The organism is Dyadobacter sp. 676 (genome assembly GCF_040448675.1).
Lineage (GTDB): Bacteria > Bacteroidota > Bacteroidia > Cytophagales > Spirosomataceae > Dyadobacter.
The window spans coordinates 4,054,309-4,072,290 of record NZ_CP159289.1 but is presented as its reverse complement, the minus strand read 5'-3'; the positions used below and the strand labels follow the sequence as shown (position 1 = coordinate 4,072,290).

The following is a 17,982-nucleotide window of genomic DNA, read 5'->3' as shown; positions in this document are numbered from 1 at the left end:
TATTGAAATTTTGTGCGGTTTGTACAAATGTAGGGAAACAAGTGAAAAAAACATCGGCTCAGCCATTTAAAAGTTTCATTAATACCGTTTTCCAACCGATCGGCCGCCCCGATGCAGTTACCTATATGCCCAACCGTTATTTCGTCCTCTGATTTTCACCGCCTGCTAAATCATCGAGTATCCCTGCTCATTTCCCCGAAAACCGAATGAGTTAATTCAAATTTATTCTTGACATTATCCCAAATCTCGCACTCCAACACACCCGGTCGGGAAACCTATTAACACTTGAAAAGGGCAAAAATGATTGCCCTGTATGGTCATGCCCTGCCTGGTGTTTACGCTCACCACGAGCGCAGACACCGCTGAACGGGCCGGAAAGAAAGATGCAGGTCTTCCGCGCCTCATGTTGTGCATCGCTTGAAATTTTAACCTTAACACACTTTTAGCATGAAAAGAAAAATGATTTCCTGCGCCAGCGCATTGTTTTTCCTGACTGTTTTCAGTTGTGAACGCGATAAGCCTGATCCGGAATGTCGGGATGCTTCGTGTTGCGGATATCCCTGGGAGTATGTACGATACATTCAGGATGAGCTGGTGTCATTAACTGGCCCTCCTTACTTTCCAGTGTATTACGTTCGATTTAAAAAACAGTTATCGACTTATGCGGGCGGTGCAGAATTTCCGCGTGGCCAGGCTAGCATTTGCCAAAAATCACTTTACAAAATTGAGGGGTTTCCACTTACACATAAAAGCAAGGCTACGCCGGATTCTTTTCCCTACCGTGTATCAGGTAAGCTCCTGATCTCCGAATCGGGAGATATAGTGTATCTACCCTACTTCATTTTGTACATCGACAAGATTGAGAAAATCAACTAAAACACACTTAGAGTTATGAAAAGAACATTAATCTCCTGCGCCAGCGCATTGTTTTTCCTGGCCGTTTTCAATTGCAAGCGCGATAAGCCTGATCCGGAGTGTCGAGATGCTTCGTGTTGTAATCCGTTTTTCAATGCGTATGTTGAGTACATCCAAGACGAACCTGCATCGTTGACAGGTCCGCCTTATTTCTCCAACTACTCCTTTAATTTTTCAAGAAAGTTTCCCAGTCGACCTCTACGTGAAGGCTATGTCGCAGACAGATCGGGGATCTGCGAAAAATCTCTTTTTAAAATTGAAGGATTTCCATTGACACATAAAAGCAAAGCCGGGCCGGATTCATTTCCATATCGTGTATCCGGCAAACTCGTGGATTGGACTCAGGAAAAGCTTGCAGACCTTCCAATCTTAACACTGTACATAGACAAAATCGAAAAAATCAATTAAAACACACCTAACACATGAAAAGAAAAGTGATTTCCTGCGCCAGTGCATTGTTCTTCCTGGTTATTTTCAATTGCAAACGCGATAAGCCTGATCCCGAATGCAGGGATGCTTCGTGTTGTAATCCTTATTCGTTTGACTATGTCGAGTACATAGTCGACGAACCCGTAGCACTAACGGGACCTCCTCATGACGTGTTCTATTTCGTCCGGTTTACTCGGAAATTCCCCAATAAGACCCGCGACGGATATCGGGTCAATATCGCTCGCGTCTGCGAGAAGTCTATACACAAACTCGCGGGTTTTCCGCATACGTATGATGGAGACAAGGAGGAACCCAATTCTTTTCCATATAGGGTTTCCGGAAAACTGTTGGATTGGAATGGAGAGAAATATTTCGATATGGCCATCCTCGCTCTTTACATAGACAAAGTCGAAAAAATCAACTAAAACACATACTGAGTATGAAAACACTTTTTAAAACCGCCCTCTGCGTATTTTTCGCAGTATTAGCTAACTCTGCCTTAGCTCAGCCTCTATACGAAGCCTATTACCGGAGTCATCGGGATGCCAAATTTGATTCGCTTTTTAGCAGGATGACAGACCACGGTTGGCTGTTTTTGAAAGATGATCCAGCTTTACACGTATCACCAGATACCTTCATCATGCGCTATGCGATGAACCTGGGCTTGTCAGAAGGCTATGAGCTGAAAGCGATTAAGGAAGAAACAGAAACACCGGAAGAAACGAAGCTGGTTTTTCGGCATCAGCTTTTTCAATTGTATTACAAGAATATACCGGTGGACGGCAACGAGTTCAGCCTACATTCCATCGAAAATGTATTAAAAACCGCGCATGGACGGATTGTGGCCGGGCTGGATATAGACGTGACCGGGGCAATTGATGCAGCCGTCGCTCTGCAAACCGCGCTGGACGAGCAAGGACTTACGCAGAATGATTTTGACGGCAATACCCTTCCGACCGGCTCATTGACCCTGGCCCGAAAGGATGAGCATTTCCTGAAAGAAAGTTATCGGCTAGCGTGGGTATTCGACCTAAAATCGGAGAAGATCCAGGAGCCTTACCGCGTATACGTGGATGCCAGGACAGGAAGTATACTGAAAAAGGTGCCTCTCTTCATGAGCTGTTTCGCAGGACCGCATCGCGAAACATCAAATGCGGAATATCCGAGACCAGGATTGAATTTCCACAAACCCTGGGTCGCATCCACAATGATACCCAATTACAGTCGATACTTGAATGGACACTCCACCCTCTCTTTCGAAACTGAGCAGGTGGGCGCTCAGTACAGGTTAAGCGCCTATAACAACAAATTAAACACACGGATCGATCTCAATCATACCGGCCAATGGAACTCCAATCCTGACGTATTCAACCCCAGTACCAACTGGGTGAATAGCAATCACAATGCGACGACTGCTCATTGGCTAGCACAAAAAAAATTACGAAATGTATCAATTGTTGTTTCTGAGAAATGGGTATGACGGAAACGGGTCATACCCGAGGGTTTTAGTGGAGTGGGATTTTGCGGATGCACAATGGGACGGTTTAGAACTTGTTAGATTTGGGCTTGCTCCCAACTTAAATAGCCTAGTTACTATGGATATTTTCGGGCATGAACATGCTCATGCGCTAACCCAAAAGACGGCCAAATTGGCATATCAGGGAGAGTCAGGGGCAATTAATGAATCCATTTCAGATATAATGGGGGCTACTCTTGAATTTCACCTCTTGGGGCCAAATGGTAATTATGGTATTGCCGAGGACGCCGATCAATTAAGAAATATGTCAAATCCTCAACAATCCTTTCCAAACTGGGGTAACGCCGGCCATGCTCAACCCGATACCTATCTAGGCCCCGACTGGCTTCCTACAAACGATCCTTCCGACAACGGCGGCGTCCACCGCAACAGCGGCGTCATGAACAAATGGTACTGGTACATGCGAACAGGCGGCCCCACGGGCACAGCTCTGGATTATGCGAAACCCGCGAAGGTAGTGTACCGGGCCATGTTATTCTACCTGCATTCCAATTCTACTTACTACGATGCCGCCGAGGCAACCATACAAGGTGCGATCGACGCGTATGGTGCCTGCTCCGACATCGCCCGGCAGGCTGCCTACGCGTGGACGCTGGTTGGGATTTCACATATTACGCCTTGTACCGACTGCAACTTTACGATCACAACCAGCGCCTCGCCAGCCTCGCCCGCGTGCGGAGCTCCGGTAACGCTCAACGCCAACTGTTCCGGTTCCGGATGTGCGCACATCAACAGCTTTCAATGGACCGGCAATAGCATTTCGCAAAATGGCAAATCCATCACGATTAACGCACCTGCCGCACCGGGGGCATATACCTACAATGTAAGCACAATTAAAAACGGCTGCCTGTTGAATGTTGCCCCGCTCAATCTCACAACCCAAAACAGCTGTAACTTCAATGTGTCGGCGTCCAACAGCAACGGCAACCCCACGCCTGGCCAGGGTTTGCAGCTGCTTTACAGTTGTTCTGGCGGCGATTGCGGCAGCGTTTCCTACGCATGGAGCGGCAACGGGGTCAATGGCAGTACCTCCCCGCTTAATATCAATGCGCCCGGCGCGGCCGGCAGCTACACCTACACGGTCACCGCTACCAGAAACGGGTGTAATTCCAAAACTGCCACAACCAGCATCAATGTCAGCAGCGGAGGCGCCCTGAATGCCTGCATCGAATCGGAAAATGCAAATGGCAACGGTCCGGTCACCAGCGACCCAAATGCTTCCAACGGACAGACGCGCGGCGCCGAGAACAACAATAATCATTATGTCGATTATGTGGTTACGGGAGTTCCTTCCAATGGGGTTTACGCTGTCAAACTCCGGTATTATTCGTCGAGCGCACCGGTGGTGAGCGTGAGTGTCAACGGAGGCGGCGGGCAGACGGTCAATCTGGCCAATTCGGGCTCATGGAATATCGTATGGGCGGAACAGTCCTTCAATGTTAACCTCAACGCAGGCAACAATACCATTAAAATTCAAGGTATCGGCGGCGGAAGCTGCCGGCAGGACAGGATTTGCGTCACCGGCGGGAGCGGGTGCAATCCGCCGAACCCGCCTTCCGTAAGTGCCAGTCCTTCGACCATTAATGCCGGGGCATCCAGCACGCTTTCGGCATCTAATTGCAACGGGACCATTACCTGGTCCAACGGCCTGGGCAACAACAGTTCCGTGAATGTAGCCCCGGCATCGACCACGACCTATTACGCCACCTGCACTGCTAACGGCTGTACGAGCAGCCAGGCGGCGGTGACGGTAACCGTGAGTGGCTCTCCCAATTTTAGTCAATGCAAAGAATCCGAATCATCGCCCGGCACGGGAGCCATAACCAGCGACCCGAATGCCTCGAACGGCCAGACGCGCGGCGAGGAGAACAACGGCAATCACTATGTCGACTACGCCATTACAAATGTTCCCACAGCCGGTACTTACTATGTAAAACTCCGCTATTACTCTTCCGCTGCGCCCACGATAGCTGTGCAGGTGAATGGAGGAAGTACTCAAACCATTAACCTGCCTAACTCCGGTTCCTGGAACATCGTTTGGGCGGAACAAACGTTTGCCGTCAACCTGACCGCGGGCAGCAATACTATCCGCATTCAGGGAGCTGGTGGCGGTAGTTGCCGGCAGGACCGCATCTGCGTTAATAGCAACGCCAACGCCAGGATGAGTGCCGATGAACTGGAAGCCAAACCGGCAACCGGTCTTTTTGTCTCTCCCAATCCAAATTCGGGACAATTCGAAGTTTCCTTCTATCTGAACAAAGGAGAAAAAACGGAGCTATCCGTGGTGGATATGCGGGGTAATGTGCATTTTAAACAGACGTTCTCCGGCGAAGGGATTTACCATCAAAAGGTTTCACTGTCAAATATCCACTCCGGTACTTACCTGGTACAATTAAAAGGAGAAAACGGCAGCACGTCCATCAGGACTGTCATTTTAAAGTAAAGGATTGCTCATTTGGATTCGGCTGGCGCAGATGTGCCAGCCGGTCAAACCACTTTGCAGAACCAGACTAATCGCGACGAAAGTCCATCGTCTTTTGAACATTAAACCCAAACTATAAGCTATGAAAACGTTACTGACAATTATCATTACTATTGGCATACCCTGCCTGTCCGGCGAATTGGCTGCACAAAATGTTTCTAAATGGGAATCTGGTATTACAGCAGACCTTGGCCGCACCTACTACCACCGAAACTATTATGAAGATTCCCGAAAATTTAAAGACGACGGCGGTGGTTACATATCTCACTTTAAATCCAACTATGTCTGGGGGTCAGGCGTTTGGATTGAAAGGCATTTCAGTCCAAGGTTTTCCGGGCTCGTACAACTGACCTATCACCAAACGGACATTCTACCAGATCTTTTCAGTCAATGGTACGACTCGGGTTTCTGGTATGCGCGCGAAACCCACCATCACGGGCGGGCCGAGAGCGGAATAAGATCGTATATCAATCCCCGATCTAAGTTTAAATTTTTCATAGAAGCGAAAGCAGGGGTCGAAAAATTTCTGGTTGCCGTCGAACATCCTTTTTATGAGGAAAAAGTGATAATCCGGGATGCATTCGGTTATGATCGGGTGTTACCGGTTGCTTCGGCAGTTGCCGGAATCAAATGGCGGAGGTTTGCATTAATGGCGGACTATGGACGCGACCTTCTCGGCGCTCGTCGCGACAACCCGGAAAAACTCGGCTTTATGCCGGAAAAAGCAAAAATATCTACACAACGCATTACAGTAAAGACTACTTTTACCATTTTCAAATAGCCTTCAAATTCATTTCGCAATGCCTTTCGTCAATTTCAAAACCAATAAAGTAGTCAAAATCTGGGACGGGATCTATGGGACGCTGGGCCACTCCGAGCAGCAGACTTTCGGGCATTTCACGATCGACGCCGGGACGGTACTGCCGGAACACAGCCATTTCCACGAGCAATGGTGCCATGTGCTTGAAGGGGAACTGGAATTTACCGTCGATGGCGAAACGATGCTGCTTACACCGGGCATGACCGCCCACATTCCGCCGCACGCACCGCATTCCGCCGTAGCGCATACGCAATGCAAGGTAATCGATTGCTTTACGCCCGCGCGCCAGGATTTTATTGAGCTCGAAAAGCAATCGTAAGTGTCCTACGCCGTCATGGGCTCCCGGAACCGGCAGAGCAGGAGCGATTCGCCACCGACCTTTCTCCCTTGGGCCAATTGAGTTCAATATGTCGCCCTTCCTCCCGACAGGTCGAAAGTGAATCCGGTAGTAAAACTGTTTTCGGCAGAAACGATAAATGCAGCCATATTTGCGGCCTCTTCGAGGGTGCCGCACCGCTTCATCGGAATCTTGTCGGTCATATACTTGACCTGCGCTTCGGGCATGGCGTCTACCAGGGGAGTCTGAATAACCGCGGGGGCCAGCGCATTCACCGTAACCCCTGTTTCGGCGTATTCCTTACCCTGCACTTTTGCCATCCCGATCACCGCGGCTTTCGAAGCCGAATACGCCAGCATACCCGCATTCCCCTCTTTCCCGGCGATCGACGCGACGTGCAGAATACGCCCGTAATTATTTCGAAGCATATACGGTAACACCGCCTTAGCGGTATAAAAACTGCTCATAAAATTGACATTGAACACCTTTTGCAAATTGACCGCATCCACCTCGTGGCTTTTGATGTTGGTAGTGCCCGTAATCCCCGCACAATTGATGAGTATATCTATTTTTCCAAACCGTTCCACCACCCGTTGTACCGCTTTGGCGACAAGCCCTTCATCGGTAACATCCACACCGATCAACTCTTCATGCGTTGCATTGCCTACAAATTCCTCGTTCAATGCTTTCTCATTCAGATCCAGAAGGCCTACGCGGGCTCCCTCGTTCAGCAATTTATGGGCGATCACCAGGCCAAGGCCGGACGCAGCCCCGGTTATGACGGCCACCTGATTTTCGAAAGTGTTCATTTTACCAGCTGGTTTATTGGTGAAGATAGTTGCCGGGATTAAATGTACCTTTTTTAAGGTTTTTTATCACGCTTTTTAACGGGGTTGTTTCCAACAACCCGGATTTTCCATGCGAGTCGTTAACCACTTTCGATCATATTAACGACGACGATGGGGCTTAAAACAAAACCGGGCGGCGGCTGAACTTTCAAGTCCTGCCGCGCCCGGTGGCCAGTGTGTGCGTATATTCCTTACTTCACCTGATGATAATGAAAGCCTAGTCCTCCTTACACCAGTTCATTCTCAAATTGCAATCCAATGTGTGTAGGCGGATAACTTAGTATTTGATTAAATTCCGAAATAGCCTGGTTAATATGCCTTTGCGTAATACCGCTGTATTCCATCAGAAGTGCCTTGGCCTGTTGTGCGCTCGACCGTTTCATTTTCCAGTATTGCGGATGGTTGATCCCGATCGGGGTGCGGAAGTATTTCTCTTTCGGCTCGCGGATCAGTATCTCGCATTCCATGTCGCGTTGCGGGCTGTCGTGAAGGAAGTAGCTTTTAATGACCACCTTGACCTCCCGGCCGCTTTTTAGTTGAAAAATTTTTTCGTGAATCATGACTAATTTCTCTAAGTATTAAGGATCGTGAATATGTCGGACTGCTGACCAGGTTTTTTCTTTTAAAACTTCCGTACCAGCGGCGCTTCTAAAACCTTCACAAACTTCGCTGGCTGTACGCACATTTCAGCAATTCGATTAGTAAACGGCAAATTCAATGAGCATACGGTAACTTTTTGATTCAGAGGCAAGTAAAATTACGTATTCACTAATCGATAACGTGCCCCACAAACTGCGCGGTGTTGTCCAATATCTTCCCACCCCTCCTGAATCCGAGCCCGCACGCCTCGCCGGCGAAAAATATACCAGCCTGATAAGTATTACCCCGGGCGTCGGTAGGCAAGGCGACATACTCCTGGTAAATACGGGGCTGGCCGTCGTATTCGCCGGCCGCGGTTTCGAGAATTTCACCGCCTTTGTCGTGGATCGTAACATTCGCGCCCTCCCTGCCTAGGAGTACTTTACTCACCGATTTCTTGTGCGGCAGCATGTATCGTTCCGTTTGTAGCAGCAAAGGATGGTACGGGTAAAGATCCCACAGGATTTTGAGAATGTATTTCGACTGGAACAGCAAGGTGTAAGCAGGGTTCAGAACCAGCGCTTTCCGGTTTTTGACGATCTCCGTCAGCATCGACGCCAAGTCGGGCTCGTCGGAGCCGATGTACTCCCACGGTATCAGCTTGAACCAGAAATCAAACCGTACAAAATGGCCGTGCTCACGTTCCTGGTAAAAAATCCCTTCTCCGTTCGAAAACTCAACCTCGTCGATATAAGCAAATTCCACGTCGAGACCCGCTTCTTTTGCTGCTTCCATCAGTACGGCCACATTTGTGTCGTCTTCCGGGTAGCCGCGCATGGTTGAAAACAGTATCGACGGCGACAGATCACTGTTTTCCTCTTTCAAATAAACAAATTGCCCTACGAGCGTTTCGAACAACGTATTAAACTGCTGCGACTCGTCCATGCCATTCATGCGCAGGTGGGCCCATTGTACAACGGCCGTTTCAGGAATGCAAGTGGCGGTGTCGGCATTGAATTCGATAAGTTTGATGGGCTCGTCGTCAAAACCGCCTGCGAGATCGAAACGCCCGTATAAATGAATCTGGCGGTCGTCGCTCCACGAGAGCTTGATGAGTTCCACCAGATTTTCAGGAATGCCCATTTCCTTATAAAGATCGTGATCGATGGCATATTGCCCCGCTTCGATCAGCATATCATATAAGGTAGCGGCTGCTTCGTAGTAGCTTTCAGCCTGTTGCTCGCTCACCGTCACCATATCGTTTACTACGTAGGGCGTCGTATCGGTACCCAGCGCCCAGTCCCAGCCCGCTTTTTCCAATGCGGCTTGCGGGGGATTAGGCAGAGATTTCAGTTTTACCATCGTTACTTTTGAAGTTGAGAGTTCAGGGTTCGGTAGCTCAGGAGTTTATGAGTTCGAGGTTTAAAATTTAGCCCTGACTTTTAAGTTAACAAGAGGAAGCGTGACCAAACTCCAGCTTTTACTCACTAACTCATAAACTCTAAACTCATAAACGCTAATTTCAGCCACCGCTTCTGCCCGACGACCTTCCAAAAAAACCTTTACGTCCGCCTGATGGCCTCGCCGTCACCGTCCGCACGGAACGGGATGCGTCGACGTCCCGTACCGCGCTGCGTGCGCTCGCCCACGCGCCCGGACTGGCATAAAATGCCCTGCTCCGTTCCATATCCCTGTCGCGGTAGGTATTCATATAAGAATTGCCCGACAGTCGGCCGAGGAAATAGCCCATGCCGCCATAGAGCAGCATGCTCGAAAGTCCGCTATGGTACCCGACGTGCGGATTGGAGCGAATTTCCTGGTCAATCAACGCTTTGGCAGCCGTTGGGTTCAATGTGTCTTTATGGCCGTCGAGATAGGAAACGATCGCCATAGAGCTGTCGGCGGCAACGCTTTCCTCACTAACGATCCTGAATTCGCCGGGGCTGACCTCCTTAATGTGCGAGCGAATACCCTTTCCATAGGATGTTTCTTCGTAGCTGTAATCCGATTCGTCGTTGTTGGAAGAACAGGAAACAAGCCCCGTCCCTGCCAACAGCGCCAGCGCCAACGCGCCACCTATACTGATATCTTTTACCTTTCTGATAAAAGAACCTTTCCGTAACTGTGTCATAGTGTTGGTTTTCTGTTGAGGATTTTTCAAAAGTAATGCATTGCGGCGGTCGGGGCGGAATGAATCGTGCCAATGGTTCTTCCGGCTGATATGATTGCGTTAGCATTTACGAGCGGCAAAAAAATTCGGGCATAGCCGGCAGTTAACCCGACTATGCCCGTTGCACATGAATGTTTTAAAAGATCAGACTTTTTTTAGCGATCTTGTCTATTGCGTCGACCAGCTTATCGAGGTCGCTGAGCTTCGTGTACACATGTGGGGTTACGCGCACGCAGTGGATATTTTCCCAATTGATCCCTACGGTGTGAATCCGGTAATCCTTCATCAGTTTGCCGTCCAGCTCTTCCGGTTTCATGCCCTCGATGCTCACACCCGCGATTGCGCATGAGAACTCCGGTTTCAGGGATGTATGGATCTTTACGCCCGGGATTTGCGCGGCTTTCTCGGCCCAGTATTTTTTCAGGTAATGGATCCGGTCCTGTTTGCGTTTGTTACCGATCGCCTCCTGGAAGTTGATCGCCTCGCCAATGGCCTGTTCAATCGGGAAACTCCTTGTGCCAAGCGTTTCAAATTTGCGGATATTACCGCTTTTCGGCTCGCTATTGCAAAGCAGCGGCCATATCTTCCCGATTTTGTCCTTCTTAATCCACATCATCCCGCTGCCGACCGGGGCACTGAGGAATTTGTGCAGACTGGTGCCAAAGTAATCGCATTCCAGGTCGGGGATTTTATAATCCAGCAGGCCGAATGTATGCGCACCGTCGCAAACCACCTCGATGCCTTTGGCATGTGCCATCTGCGCTATTTTCTTCACCGGCATGATCTGTCCCACCCAGTTGATGATATGCGTCACGTGGATGATTTTAGTCCTCGGCGTGATCGCATCGGCGTAGGCTTTCACGATCTGCTCGTCATTTTCGATGGGGAAATCAAAAGAAAGCTGCTTGTAAACCACGCCGTCGCGCATCTGGCGTTGTTTCCAGGCCTGCACCATGTTCGGGTAATCCTGCAGGGTACCGATCACCTCGTCGCCTTTTTCGAGCGGCAAGCCGAAAATAATGGTATTCAACGCCTCGGTCGCATTGCGGTTGATTGCGATCTCCTCCGCGTCGGTACCGGCGAGTTTCGCCAGGCGCTGCCGGAGCGGTTCCCGGCCTTTGTCCATAATACGCCACATGTAATAGGACGGCCCCTGCGCCGCCGCTTTGTTGTATTTATCCAAAGCTTCCTGCACCACAATCGGCGAGGGCGATACACCGCCGTTGTTGAGGATAATAACCTCGCTTTTGCTGGCTGTATATGCGTCCTGGATTACCGACCAGTATTCTTCATTGCTTTCACTGGCAGGGTTCCAGCACTTTTCGGCTTCGAGGAATTGCGCTGCATGCAACTGGCTGAAAAGGCTGTTGATCCCGAAAGCGCCCATACCCAAAGCGGCACTCTTCCGGAAAAAAGAACGACGGTTGTTCATAAAAGTTTGTTTAAGGAATAGTAATGGAGTGAAGTACAATATATTGAATATCTACTTTTATACCAATTATTCTTCTCCAAAACTGTCTTTTACGGCCGACTGTTTCAGCCATTCGTAGGTGTTGGCGGGAATGGGCAGCCCGTCCGCGTCGAGTTGCAGGTACATGAGATGCAAATGCGTGGGCGAGCGCTTCTGATAGGCATTATAGCCGGTACGCCCCATTTCCGAGATTTTGTCTCCCGCATTCACCCATTGCCCCGGCTGCACTTCCACGATGTTGTTATGCGCGTAGTAAAAAAGTCCGTCGAGACACGGGTCGTAAATCCAGATCCAGTTACCGCCGCGGAACTCGCTGTCGTATTTCCAGCTCGTTTCGGTAGCCACCACTAACCCGGATGTAAACGCAAGCACATCGATGGGCTTCCAGGTACGGTCGTCGAGCACGTCCTGGTCTTTGTCCCTCACAAAAAGGTCCTGTGCGGGATGGCTGCCCGTGACATCCCTGTCGAAAAGATCGAAGCCGTCGGGGCGGTACCCCCGGCCTCTCGACCCGACCGACTCCCTCGGCGTATACGATCTGACGGGGTAAACAAAATAGGAAGAATCGACCGCGCGGCAGGTATCCCGCCTGAATTCGGCCCTGATAGCCCGCATTACCGTGCCAAATGCGGCACGGGCCGAATCGGGTGTGATCGCACCGTCGCGAATGTCAATCTGGATCTGATGGAAAGTCCGGCAGTATTCTGCAATTTTATCGGAAGATTCACTCCGGTTTGTCAAACCTGCAATACAGATCACCAACACAATTCCGGCAATTCTTTTGACTGTCATCAACAATGCATTAATCAACCCTTTTTCTTTCACTTAAACCCTATTTTTGAGGAACGATGCCGAGAAAGCTCATTAATAAAAAAAGTCTTGCAAAGGTATCCGTTCTATATTAAATAACTGCACAGAAGTTCTTTATTGGTCTAACACTAAAATCAGATTACAATGCAAAAACGTCGTTTTGGACGAACCGACTGGGAAATCAGCGAAATAGGTTATGGAATGTGGGGACTCGCGGGCTGGACCGGCTCCGACCGCAAGGAAACGGACGACTCCCTCGATCTGGCCGTCGAATCGGGTGTGAACTTTTTCGATACGGCCTGGGGATACGGCGAGGGACTGAGCGAGCGCATTCTTGGCGACCTTATCAAGCGGAACCCCGGCAAAAAACTCTATGCGGCTACGAAAATCCCGCCGAAAAACCGCAAATGGCCGTCGCGCCCCGAATATGCATTAAAAGACGTATTTCCGGCCGATTACATTGTCGAATACACGGAGAAAAGCCTTCAAAATCTGGGCCTCGAACAGATAGACCTGCTGCAATTTCACGTGTGGGAAGATGCCTGGGCGCAGGAAGACGAATGGAAGGAAGCCGTTCAAAAACTGACGAAAGACGGGAAAGTGGCCGCCTGGGGCATCAGTATCAACCGTTGGGAACCGGATAACGCATTGAAAACGCTCGAAACAGGCCTGATCGACGCGGTCCAGGTGATCTACAATATCTTTGACCAGGCTCCGGAAGATAACCTCTTCCCGCTATGCCGGAAGCTCGATATCGGCGTGATCGCCCGCGTGCCTTTCGACGAGGGGACGCTTACCGGCACATTGACGAAAGAAACCACGTTCCCGGCCGACGACTGGCGCTCGACGTATTTCGTCCCCGAGAACCTCAATGCGAGCGTAGACCACGCCGAGGCTTTGCGCGCCGATATCCCGGAGGGCATGACGATGCCCGAACTCGCATTGCGTTTTATCCTCAACAATCCCGACGTGCACACAACCATTCCGGGCATGCGTAAGCTCCCACACGTGCGCGCGAATGTGGCTGTCAGCGACGGCAAAAAGCTCGACGCCGCCGTGGCCGAACGGATGAAAGCTCACCGCTGGGACCGCCAGCCAACCAAGTGGTCGCAATAGCTTTCAAACAAAATGCCTTCCGGACGGAAGGCATTTTGTTTGAAGAAGCATCCGTTCCTACCGGTACAATTTGCTGTCGATCGAAAACCGGCCTGGCCCGGTAAGAAATAATGCGATGTAAGCGAAAAGGAACTGCAGGCCATGCTCCTTCATATCGAATGCATCCCTCGCATGCACGATGAATACTACCACACACATGGTAAAAATGAGCGGTATGAGCGCCAAACGGGTACCCAGGCCGAGGATAACGAGGATCGAGCAGCCGAATTCGGCGCAGATAGTCAGGAAATAGGAAAATTCCTCGCCTATCCCGATCGGGTCGGCGAAAGAATGGTCGCCGCTGAGGAAGCCGGTCAGCTTCGCATAGCCGTGCGTGAGCATGAGGCATGAAACGCCGATCCGGAGAATGAGCACCGCCCAGTCGACCGACGCGGGCAATTTAATCGGTTTCAGAAACCTTTTGAGCATAGTGAGTAGAAATTGGTTATATAAAATCTGCATTCACAGTAGCTTTAACCACTACCATACCGCAGATAGTTTCCCCAAAAATGAAAAGTAACCGAATTTTTAATTTTCATATATCAAGTTTTATTTTTAGGTTTGTCTAAATTTATATTCAGATGTAAGAAAATTTATAATTCGGCCGCGCTATGAAAATACGCATACTCTTGCTGTTCAGCTTCTTCGCCCCCAACGCATTCGCCCAATTTACGCTATCAGGGAAGATATCGCTTGAAGGGGAAGCCGAGGCGGCCTTTGGTGCTTCGGTGTACATTCAGGAATTAAAAACCGGTACTACGGCCGACACCGCCGGGAATTACCGCATTTCCGGCATTCCCAAGGGCACATACACGGTGAAAGTCAGTTTTGTATCGATGCCGACCATCACGGAGAAAAACCTGAAGATAGAGCGTAACACGGTCAGGAATTTCCGGATGCAATCCGGGGCGAATGCATTGGACGAGGTGGTCGTAACCGGCACGATGAAGGAAGTTTCGAAGCTCGACAGTCCGGTACCTGTGGACATTATCACCTCCAAATTCATTTACAAAAACCCTGTCCCAAGCATTTTCGAGGGACTTAGCTATGTAAATGGCGTGCGCCCCCAGCTCAATTGTAACGTATGTAATACCGGCGATATCCACATTAATGGCCTGGAAGGCCCGTATACGATGGTGCTTATCGACGGTATGCCGATGGTGAGCGGGCTTTCGACGGTTTATGGCCTTTCCGGCATCCCCAACAGCCTGATCGAGCGCGTCGAGATCGTGAAAGGGCCTGCGTCTACACTGTACGGTTCGGAAGCGGTGGGCGGTCTGATCAACATCATCACTAAAAATCCGTCCAAAGCCCCGGTACTTTCCGCGGATGTTTTCAGTACTACCTGGCGCGATTACAATGTGGATTTAGGTGTCAAATTTACGCCGGGCGAGAAAAGCAGTGCATTGGTGGGTATCAATTATTTTAATTACCAGAATCCCGCGGACCATAACGGGGACGGCTTTACCGACCTGACGCTCCAAAACCGGATTTCGGTTTTCAATAAATGGTCGTTCAACCTCAAAAACAACCGGCAAGCCAACATTGCGGCGCGCTATTACTATGAAGACCGCTGGGGCGGACAAATGCAATGGAACCGTTCGTACCGCGGCGGCGACCAGATTTATGGCGAGAGCATTTATACCAAACGTTTCGAACTGCTCGGGAATTACCAGTTCCCGATGGCTGAAAAAGGTGACGCTGCAATATTCATTCAGTTCACACAATCAGAACTCCGCTTATGGCAATGTCCCGTTCGTCGCCGACCAGAAGATCGCATTCGCGCAGTTTCTGTGGGACAAGGAAGTTGGGAAGCATAGCCTGCTGATGGGAACGCCGTTCCGGTATACATTTTACAATGACAACACTCCCGCAACACGCTATGCCGACGGACAAGATCACGCCGACAAGATTTACCTGCCCGGTATATTTATCCAGGACGAGATCAAAACCGGCCGGCATTCGATTTTGCTGGGTGCGCGTTACGACTACAACAGCCGTCATGGAAGCATTTTCACTCCCAGGGCTGCCTATAAACACAAGTTCAACCAAACCGACGTGGTGCGCCTGAACGTAGGCCGCGGCTTTCGCATTGTGAACCTGTTTACCGAGGACCACGCCGCATTGACCGGTTCGCGCGAAGTGATTTTGAAGGAAGCATTAAAACCCGAACAGAGCTGGAATTCGAATATCAACCTCGTCAAGAAAATTGTAACGGGCAATTCGTTTATCGGAATCGACGCTTCGGTATTTTATACCCACTTTACCAACCGCATCCTTCCCGATTACGACACCAATCCAAATGAAATCATTTACGATAACCTCGACGGCTACGCAGTTTCCAAAGGCGTAAGCGTCAATCTGGACTTCAACTTCCCATTCCCGCTTAAAATTATCGCCGGCGCGACTTACATGGATAATTTCCAGAAAGAAAATGGTGTGCGTTTCAGGCCGGTACTGACCGAAAAGTTCACCGGAACCTGGTCGGTTTCCTATGAAATCCAGAAAGCCGGCCTCTCATTCGACTACACCGGCAACATTTATGGCCCTATGCGGTTACCCCTCCTCAGCGAGGACGACCCCCGTGCTCCGACTTCGCCGGTATGGTCTTTGCAGAACATCCAGCTCACCAAAAAATTCAACAATGGACTGGAAATTTACGGAGGGGTTAAAAACCTGCTCAACTTCACGCCTCCCGCCAACTCGATCGCCCGCGCCCACGATCCGTTCGACAAAAACGTCAAATTTGACGAACAGGGACAGGTCGTTGCAACGCCCGACAATCCTTACCGGATGACGTTCGATCCTTCTTACGTTTATGCGCCTAATCAGGGTATCAGGGCATTTTTTGGTCTCCGTTATACGCTACGATAGTCAGGCGGTATAATAGCCAAAATGTCGCATGATATGTTATTATATAATTTTTCAAAGATGAAAATCATTTAGCATATTGATATTCATTGACTTGAATAATTTTTGATTGTATCTTTGAACCATCAACCAATTAACACTACCAATTATGGCATTAACAAAACAGTTTGTAAAAAGTAAATCTGTTTACAAAGTAACGTTTACCGTTCCTGCTGAGGCCGCGCCGGAAGCGAAGAAGGTTGCCCTTGTAGGCGAATTCAACGGCTGGAACCCGGAAGAAGCCATCGCATTGAAAAAACAGAAAGACGGTTCATTCAAAACCAGCCTCGAACTGAGCGCCGGCGAATACCAGTTCCGCTACATCCTCGACGGCGAAAAGTGGGAAAACGACTGGGCAGCAGACAAATACGTCCCTGCCGGCGTAGAAGCTACCGAGAATTCGGTGGTGGTTCTTTAATGGCTGTGAGTTTTAAGCTGTAAGCTTTAGGCTATAAGCTTTAAGCTTTTACAAAAAAACCGGGACTATTATGCTCCCGGTTTTTTATATTAAAAGCTATCGCTTACAATTTACTGCATACAGCCTAAAGCTTACAGCCTATTGCTTATAGCCCTCATATCGCAAAGCTATCACTCTCCACATAAGCCTTAATCAGTGCTTCTTCTCCTTCTTTGCCTGGTTTGGAATTACCGTGCTCCATACCCATAATGAACGACTTGCCTTCCTTCTTGCTGCGGTCGTAAATGTATTTGAACACGTTTTTGTAATTGATCTCGCCGGTTGTCGGTTCCTTGCGGCCAGGTTCGTCGCCGATCTGGAAGTAATCGATCTCGCTCCACGTCTGGTCGATATTGTAGATCAGGCGGCCTTCGTTTTTCTGCATGTGGTAAATATCGTACAGGATTTTGCACGATTTGCTGTTCACGGCGCGGCAGATTTCGTATGTCTGATCCGACGTTCTCAGGAACAGATTGGGCGAGTCGCTGAGTGGTTCCAGCACCATAACCAGCCCGTGCGGTTCGAGGATTTCCGCACCGCGGCGTAACGCGTCGATCACGTTGCCCGTTTGGACGCCTATCGGCAGGTTTCTTTCGAAATCACCGGGAACGACGGTCATCCATTTTGCATTCACGCGCTTCGCCACTTCCACGGCCTTTTTACAGCCATTCAGAAAAATATCGATATACTCTTTTTTGCCTGCGGCCAGCGTGTTGGCACCATTGCCGCCCTTATCGACAACAAACACGCCCATTTCCATGCCCAGGCGACTCATTTCCTTCGCGATGGCCTCCTGCTGCTCCACCGGACGACCCATCATACCGTTGTCTTCCAATGCCATAAACCCCTGGTCCGCCATAAATTTAAGCTGGTCGATCAGATCCTTTCCCGCGCTGTTCTGGAACATTCCGAAGTGGGAAGCATATTTAAGCTTAAACTTGTTCCTGGCCGTGGGGACAGAGGCAAATGCATCTCCTGCTGCGACTGCGGCGCCCGCCAGACCAAGGGTAGATTTTACAAAATTTCTGCGGAGCATAAATGTTTTAGTGTTTTTGTTACAGA

17 protein-coding genes and 1 pseudogene are annotated in these 17,982 nt (G+C 49.7%); 10 read left to right on the top strand and 8 right to left on the bottom strand.

Features of this window, described 5'->3' with window-relative positions; genetic code table 11:
• Positions 1 to 447 precede the first annotated feature (447 nt).
• The 7 genes from ABV298_RS18200 (at position 448) to ABV298_RS18170 (ending at position 6,502) form a co-directional block, all read left to right on the top strand.
• Positions 448 to 876 (top strand): hypothetical protein, encoded by a 429-nt coding sequence (locus ABV298_RS18200; protein WP_353717606.1) that lies wholly within the window; start codon positions 448 to 450, stop codon positions 874 to 876.
• 15 nt (positions 877 to 891) lie between these two features.
• A complete protein-coding gene (locus tag ABV298_RS18195; RefSeq protein ID WP_353717605.1) occupies positions 892 to 1,323 on the top strand; it encodes a hypothetical protein in 432 nt (143 codons plus the stop codon).
• Positions 1,324 to 1,337: 14 nt separating this feature from the next.
• Positions 1,338 to 1,769 carry a hypothetical protein gene (locus ABV298_RS18190; protein ID WP_353717604.1) on the top strand — a complete coding sequence of 144 codons (432 nt, stop codon included), beginning with the start codon at positions 1,338 to 1,340 and terminating at the stop codon, positions 1,767 to 1,769.
• Positions 1,770 to 1,783: 14 nt separating this feature from the next.
• On the top strand, positions 1,784 to 2,824 hold the full coding sequence (locus ABV298_RS18185) for a hypothetical protein (protein WP_353717603.1): 1,041 nt from the start codon (positions 1,784 to 1,786) through the stop codon (positions 2,822 to 2,824).
• Entirely contained in the window at positions 2,790 to 5,324 is a 2,535-nt protein-coding gene (locus ABV298_RS18180) for a M4 family metallopeptidase (RefSeq protein ID WP_353717602.1), read from the top strand. The genes ABV298_RS18185 and ABV298_RS18180 overlap by 35 nt, the downstream gene beginning before the upstream one ends.
• 121 nt (positions 5,325 to 5,445) lie before the next feature.
• Complete coding sequence (locus ABV298_RS18175; protein ID WP_353717601.1) at positions 5,446 to 6,144, top strand: hypothetical protein; 699 nt, start codon at positions 5,446 to 5,448, stop codon at positions 6,142 to 6,144.
• A gap of 19 nt (positions 6,145 to 6,163) precedes the next feature.
• A complete protein-coding gene (locus ABV298_RS18170; RefSeq protein ID WP_353717600.1) occupies positions 6,164 to 6,502 on the top strand; it encodes a cupin domain-containing protein in 339 nt (112 codons plus the stop codon).
• A gap of 83 nt (positions 6,503 to 6,585) precedes the next feature.
• On the opposite strand, the gene ABV298_RS18165 is transcribed toward ABV298_RS18170, so the two are convergent.
• From ABV298_RS18165 to ABV298_RS18140, 6 genes are all read right to left on the bottom strand, one after another.
• Positions 6,586 to 7,329 (bottom strand): SDR family oxidoreductase, encoded by a 744-nt coding sequence (locus ABV298_RS18165; protein WP_353717599.1) that lies wholly within the window; start codon positions 7,327 to 7,329, stop codon positions 6,586 to 6,588.
• Between the two features lie 266 nt (positions 7,330 to 7,595).
• Positions 7,596 to 7,928 (bottom strand): hypothetical protein, encoded by a 333-nt coding sequence (locus tag ABV298_RS18160; RefSeq protein WP_353717598.1) that lies wholly within the window; start codon positions 7,926 to 7,928, stop codon positions 7,596 to 7,598.
• A 208-nt stretch (positions 7,929 to 8,136) separates the two neighbouring features.
• Entirely contained in the window at positions 8,137 to 9,309 is a 1,173-nt protein-coding gene (locus ABV298_RS18155; RefSeq protein WP_353717597.1) for a glutathionylspermidine synthase family protein, read from the bottom strand.
• 160 nt (positions 9,310 to 9,469) lie between these two features.
• Entirely contained in the window at positions 9,470 to 10,078 is a 609-nt protein-coding gene (locus ABV298_RS18150) for a hypothetical protein (RefSeq protein ID WP_353717596.1), read from the bottom strand.
• A gap of 175 nt (positions 10,079 to 10,253) precedes the next feature.
• Positions 10,254 to 11,549 (bottom strand): aminotransferase class V-fold PLP-dependent enzyme, encoded by a 1,296-nt coding sequence (locus tag ABV298_RS18145; protein ID WP_353717595.1) that lies wholly within the window; start codon positions 11,547 to 11,549, stop codon positions 10,254 to 10,256.
• 66 nt (positions 11,550 to 11,615) lie between these two features.
• Complete coding sequence (locus tag ABV298_RS18140) at positions 11,616 to 12,380, bottom strand: M23 family metallopeptidase (protein ID WP_353723208.1); 765 nt, start codon at positions 12,378 to 12,380, stop codon at positions 11,616 to 11,618.
• Between the two features lie 162 nt (positions 12,381 to 12,542).
• Here ABV298_RS18140 and ABV298_RS18135 point away from each other — a divergent pair, with 162 nt between their 5' ends.
• Complete coding sequence (locus ABV298_RS18135) at positions 12,543 to 13,514, top strand: aldo/keto reductase (RefSeq protein ID WP_353717594.1); 972 nt, start codon at positions 12,543 to 12,545, stop codon at positions 13,512 to 13,514.
• A gap of 57 nt (positions 13,515 to 13,571) precedes the next feature.
• Here ABV298_RS18135 and ABV298_RS18130 read toward each other — a convergent pair whose 3' ends face one another.
• The gene (locus ABV298_RS18130; RefSeq protein ID WP_353717593.1) at positions 13,572 to 13,982 is read right to left on the bottom strand and encodes a DoxX family protein; all 411 of its coding nucleotides are present in this window, start codon (positions 13,980 to 13,982) and stop codon (positions 13,572 to 13,574) included.
• Positions 13,983 to 14,164: 182 nt separating this feature from the next.
• On the opposite strand from ABV298_RS18130, the pseudogene ABV298_RS18125 reads away from it, so the two are divergent.
• Positions 14,165 to 16,427, top strand: a pseudogene (locus ABV298_RS18125) (TonB-dependent receptor).
• 145 nt (positions 16,428 to 16,572) lie between these two features.
• Positions 16,573 to 16,881 carry an isoamylase early set domain-containing protein gene (locus ABV298_RS18120; RefSeq protein ID WP_353717592.1) on the top strand — a complete coding sequence of 103 codons (309 nt, stop codon included), beginning with the start codon at positions 16,573 to 16,575 and terminating at the stop codon, positions 16,879 to 16,881.
• A 154-nt stretch (positions 16,882 to 17,035) separates the two neighbouring features.
• On the opposite strand, the gene ABV298_RS18115 is transcribed toward ABV298_RS18120, so the two are convergent.
• Entirely contained in the window at positions 17,036 to 17,956 is a 921-nt protein-coding gene (locus ABV298_RS18115) for a TIM barrel protein (protein WP_353717591.1), read from the bottom strand.
• Positions 17,957 to 17,982 lie beyond the last annotated feature (26 nt).

Coding starts and splice junctions, on each gene's coding strand:
- ABV298_RS18190 (WP_353717604.1), top strand. CDS start 1,338: ATGAAAAGAAAAGTGATTTCCTGCGCCAGTGCATTGTTCTTCCTGGTT.
- ABV298_RS18130 (WP_353717593.1), bottom strand. CDS start 13,982: ATGCTCAAAAGGTTTCTGAAACCGATTAAATTGCCCGCGTCGGTCGAC.
- ABV298_RS18195 (WP_353717605.1), top strand. CDS start 892: ATGAAAAGAACATTAATCTCCTGCGCCAGCGCATTGTTTTTCCTGGCC.
- ABV298_RS18145 (WP_353717595.1), bottom strand. CDS start 11,549: ATGAACAACCGTCGTTCTTTTTTCCGGAAGAGTGCCGCTTTGGGTATG.
- ABV298_RS18120 (WP_353717592.1), top strand. CDS start 16,573: ATGGCATTAACAAAACAGTTTGTAAAAAGTAAATCTGTTTACAAAGTA.
- ABV298_RS18135 (WP_353717594.1), top strand. CDS start 12,543: ATGCAAAAACGTCGTTTTGGACGAACCGACTGGGAAATCAGCGAAATA.
- ABV298_RS18155 (WP_353717597.1), bottom strand. CDS start 9,309: ATGGTAAAACTGAAATCTCTGCCTAATCCCCCGCAAGCCGCATTGGAA.
- ABV298_RS18115 (WP_353717591.1), bottom strand. CDS start 17,956: ATGCTCCGCAGAAATTTTGTAAAATCTACCCTTGGTCTGGCGGGCGCC.
- ABV298_RS18175 (WP_353717601.1), top strand. CDS start 5,446: ATGAAAACGTTACTGACAATTATCATTACTATTGGCATACCCTGCCTG.
- ABV298_RS18200 (WP_353717606.1), top strand. CDS start 448: ATGAAAAGAAAAATGATTTCCTGCGCCAGCGCATTGTTTTTCCTGACT.
- ABV298_RS18165 (WP_353717599.1), bottom strand. CDS start 7,329: ATGAACACTTTCGAAAATCAGGTGGCCGTCATAACCGGGGCTGCGTCC.
- ABV298_RS18160 (WP_353717598.1), bottom strand. CDS start 7,928: ATGATTCACGAAAAAATTTTTCAACTAAAAAGCGGCCGGGAGGTCAAG.
- ABV298_RS18140 (WP_353723208.1), bottom strand. CDS start 12,380: ATGACAGTCAAAAGAATTGCCGGAATTGTGTTGGTGATCTGTATTGCA.
- ABV298_RS18150 (WP_353717596.1), bottom strand. CDS start 10,078: ATGACACAGTTACGGAAAGGTTCTTTTATCAGAAAGGTAAAAGATATC.
- ABV298_RS18180 (WP_353717602.1), top strand. CDS start 2,790: ATGTATCAATTGTTGTTTCTGAGAAATGGGTATGACGGAAACGGGTCA.
- ABV298_RS18170 (WP_353717600.1), top strand. CDS start 6,164: ATGCCTTTCGTCAATTTCAAAACCAATAAAGTAGTCAAAATCTGGGAC.
- ABV298_RS18185 (WP_353717603.1), top strand. CDS start 1,784: ATGAAAACACTTTTTAAAACCGCCCTCTGCGTATTTTTCGCAGTATTA.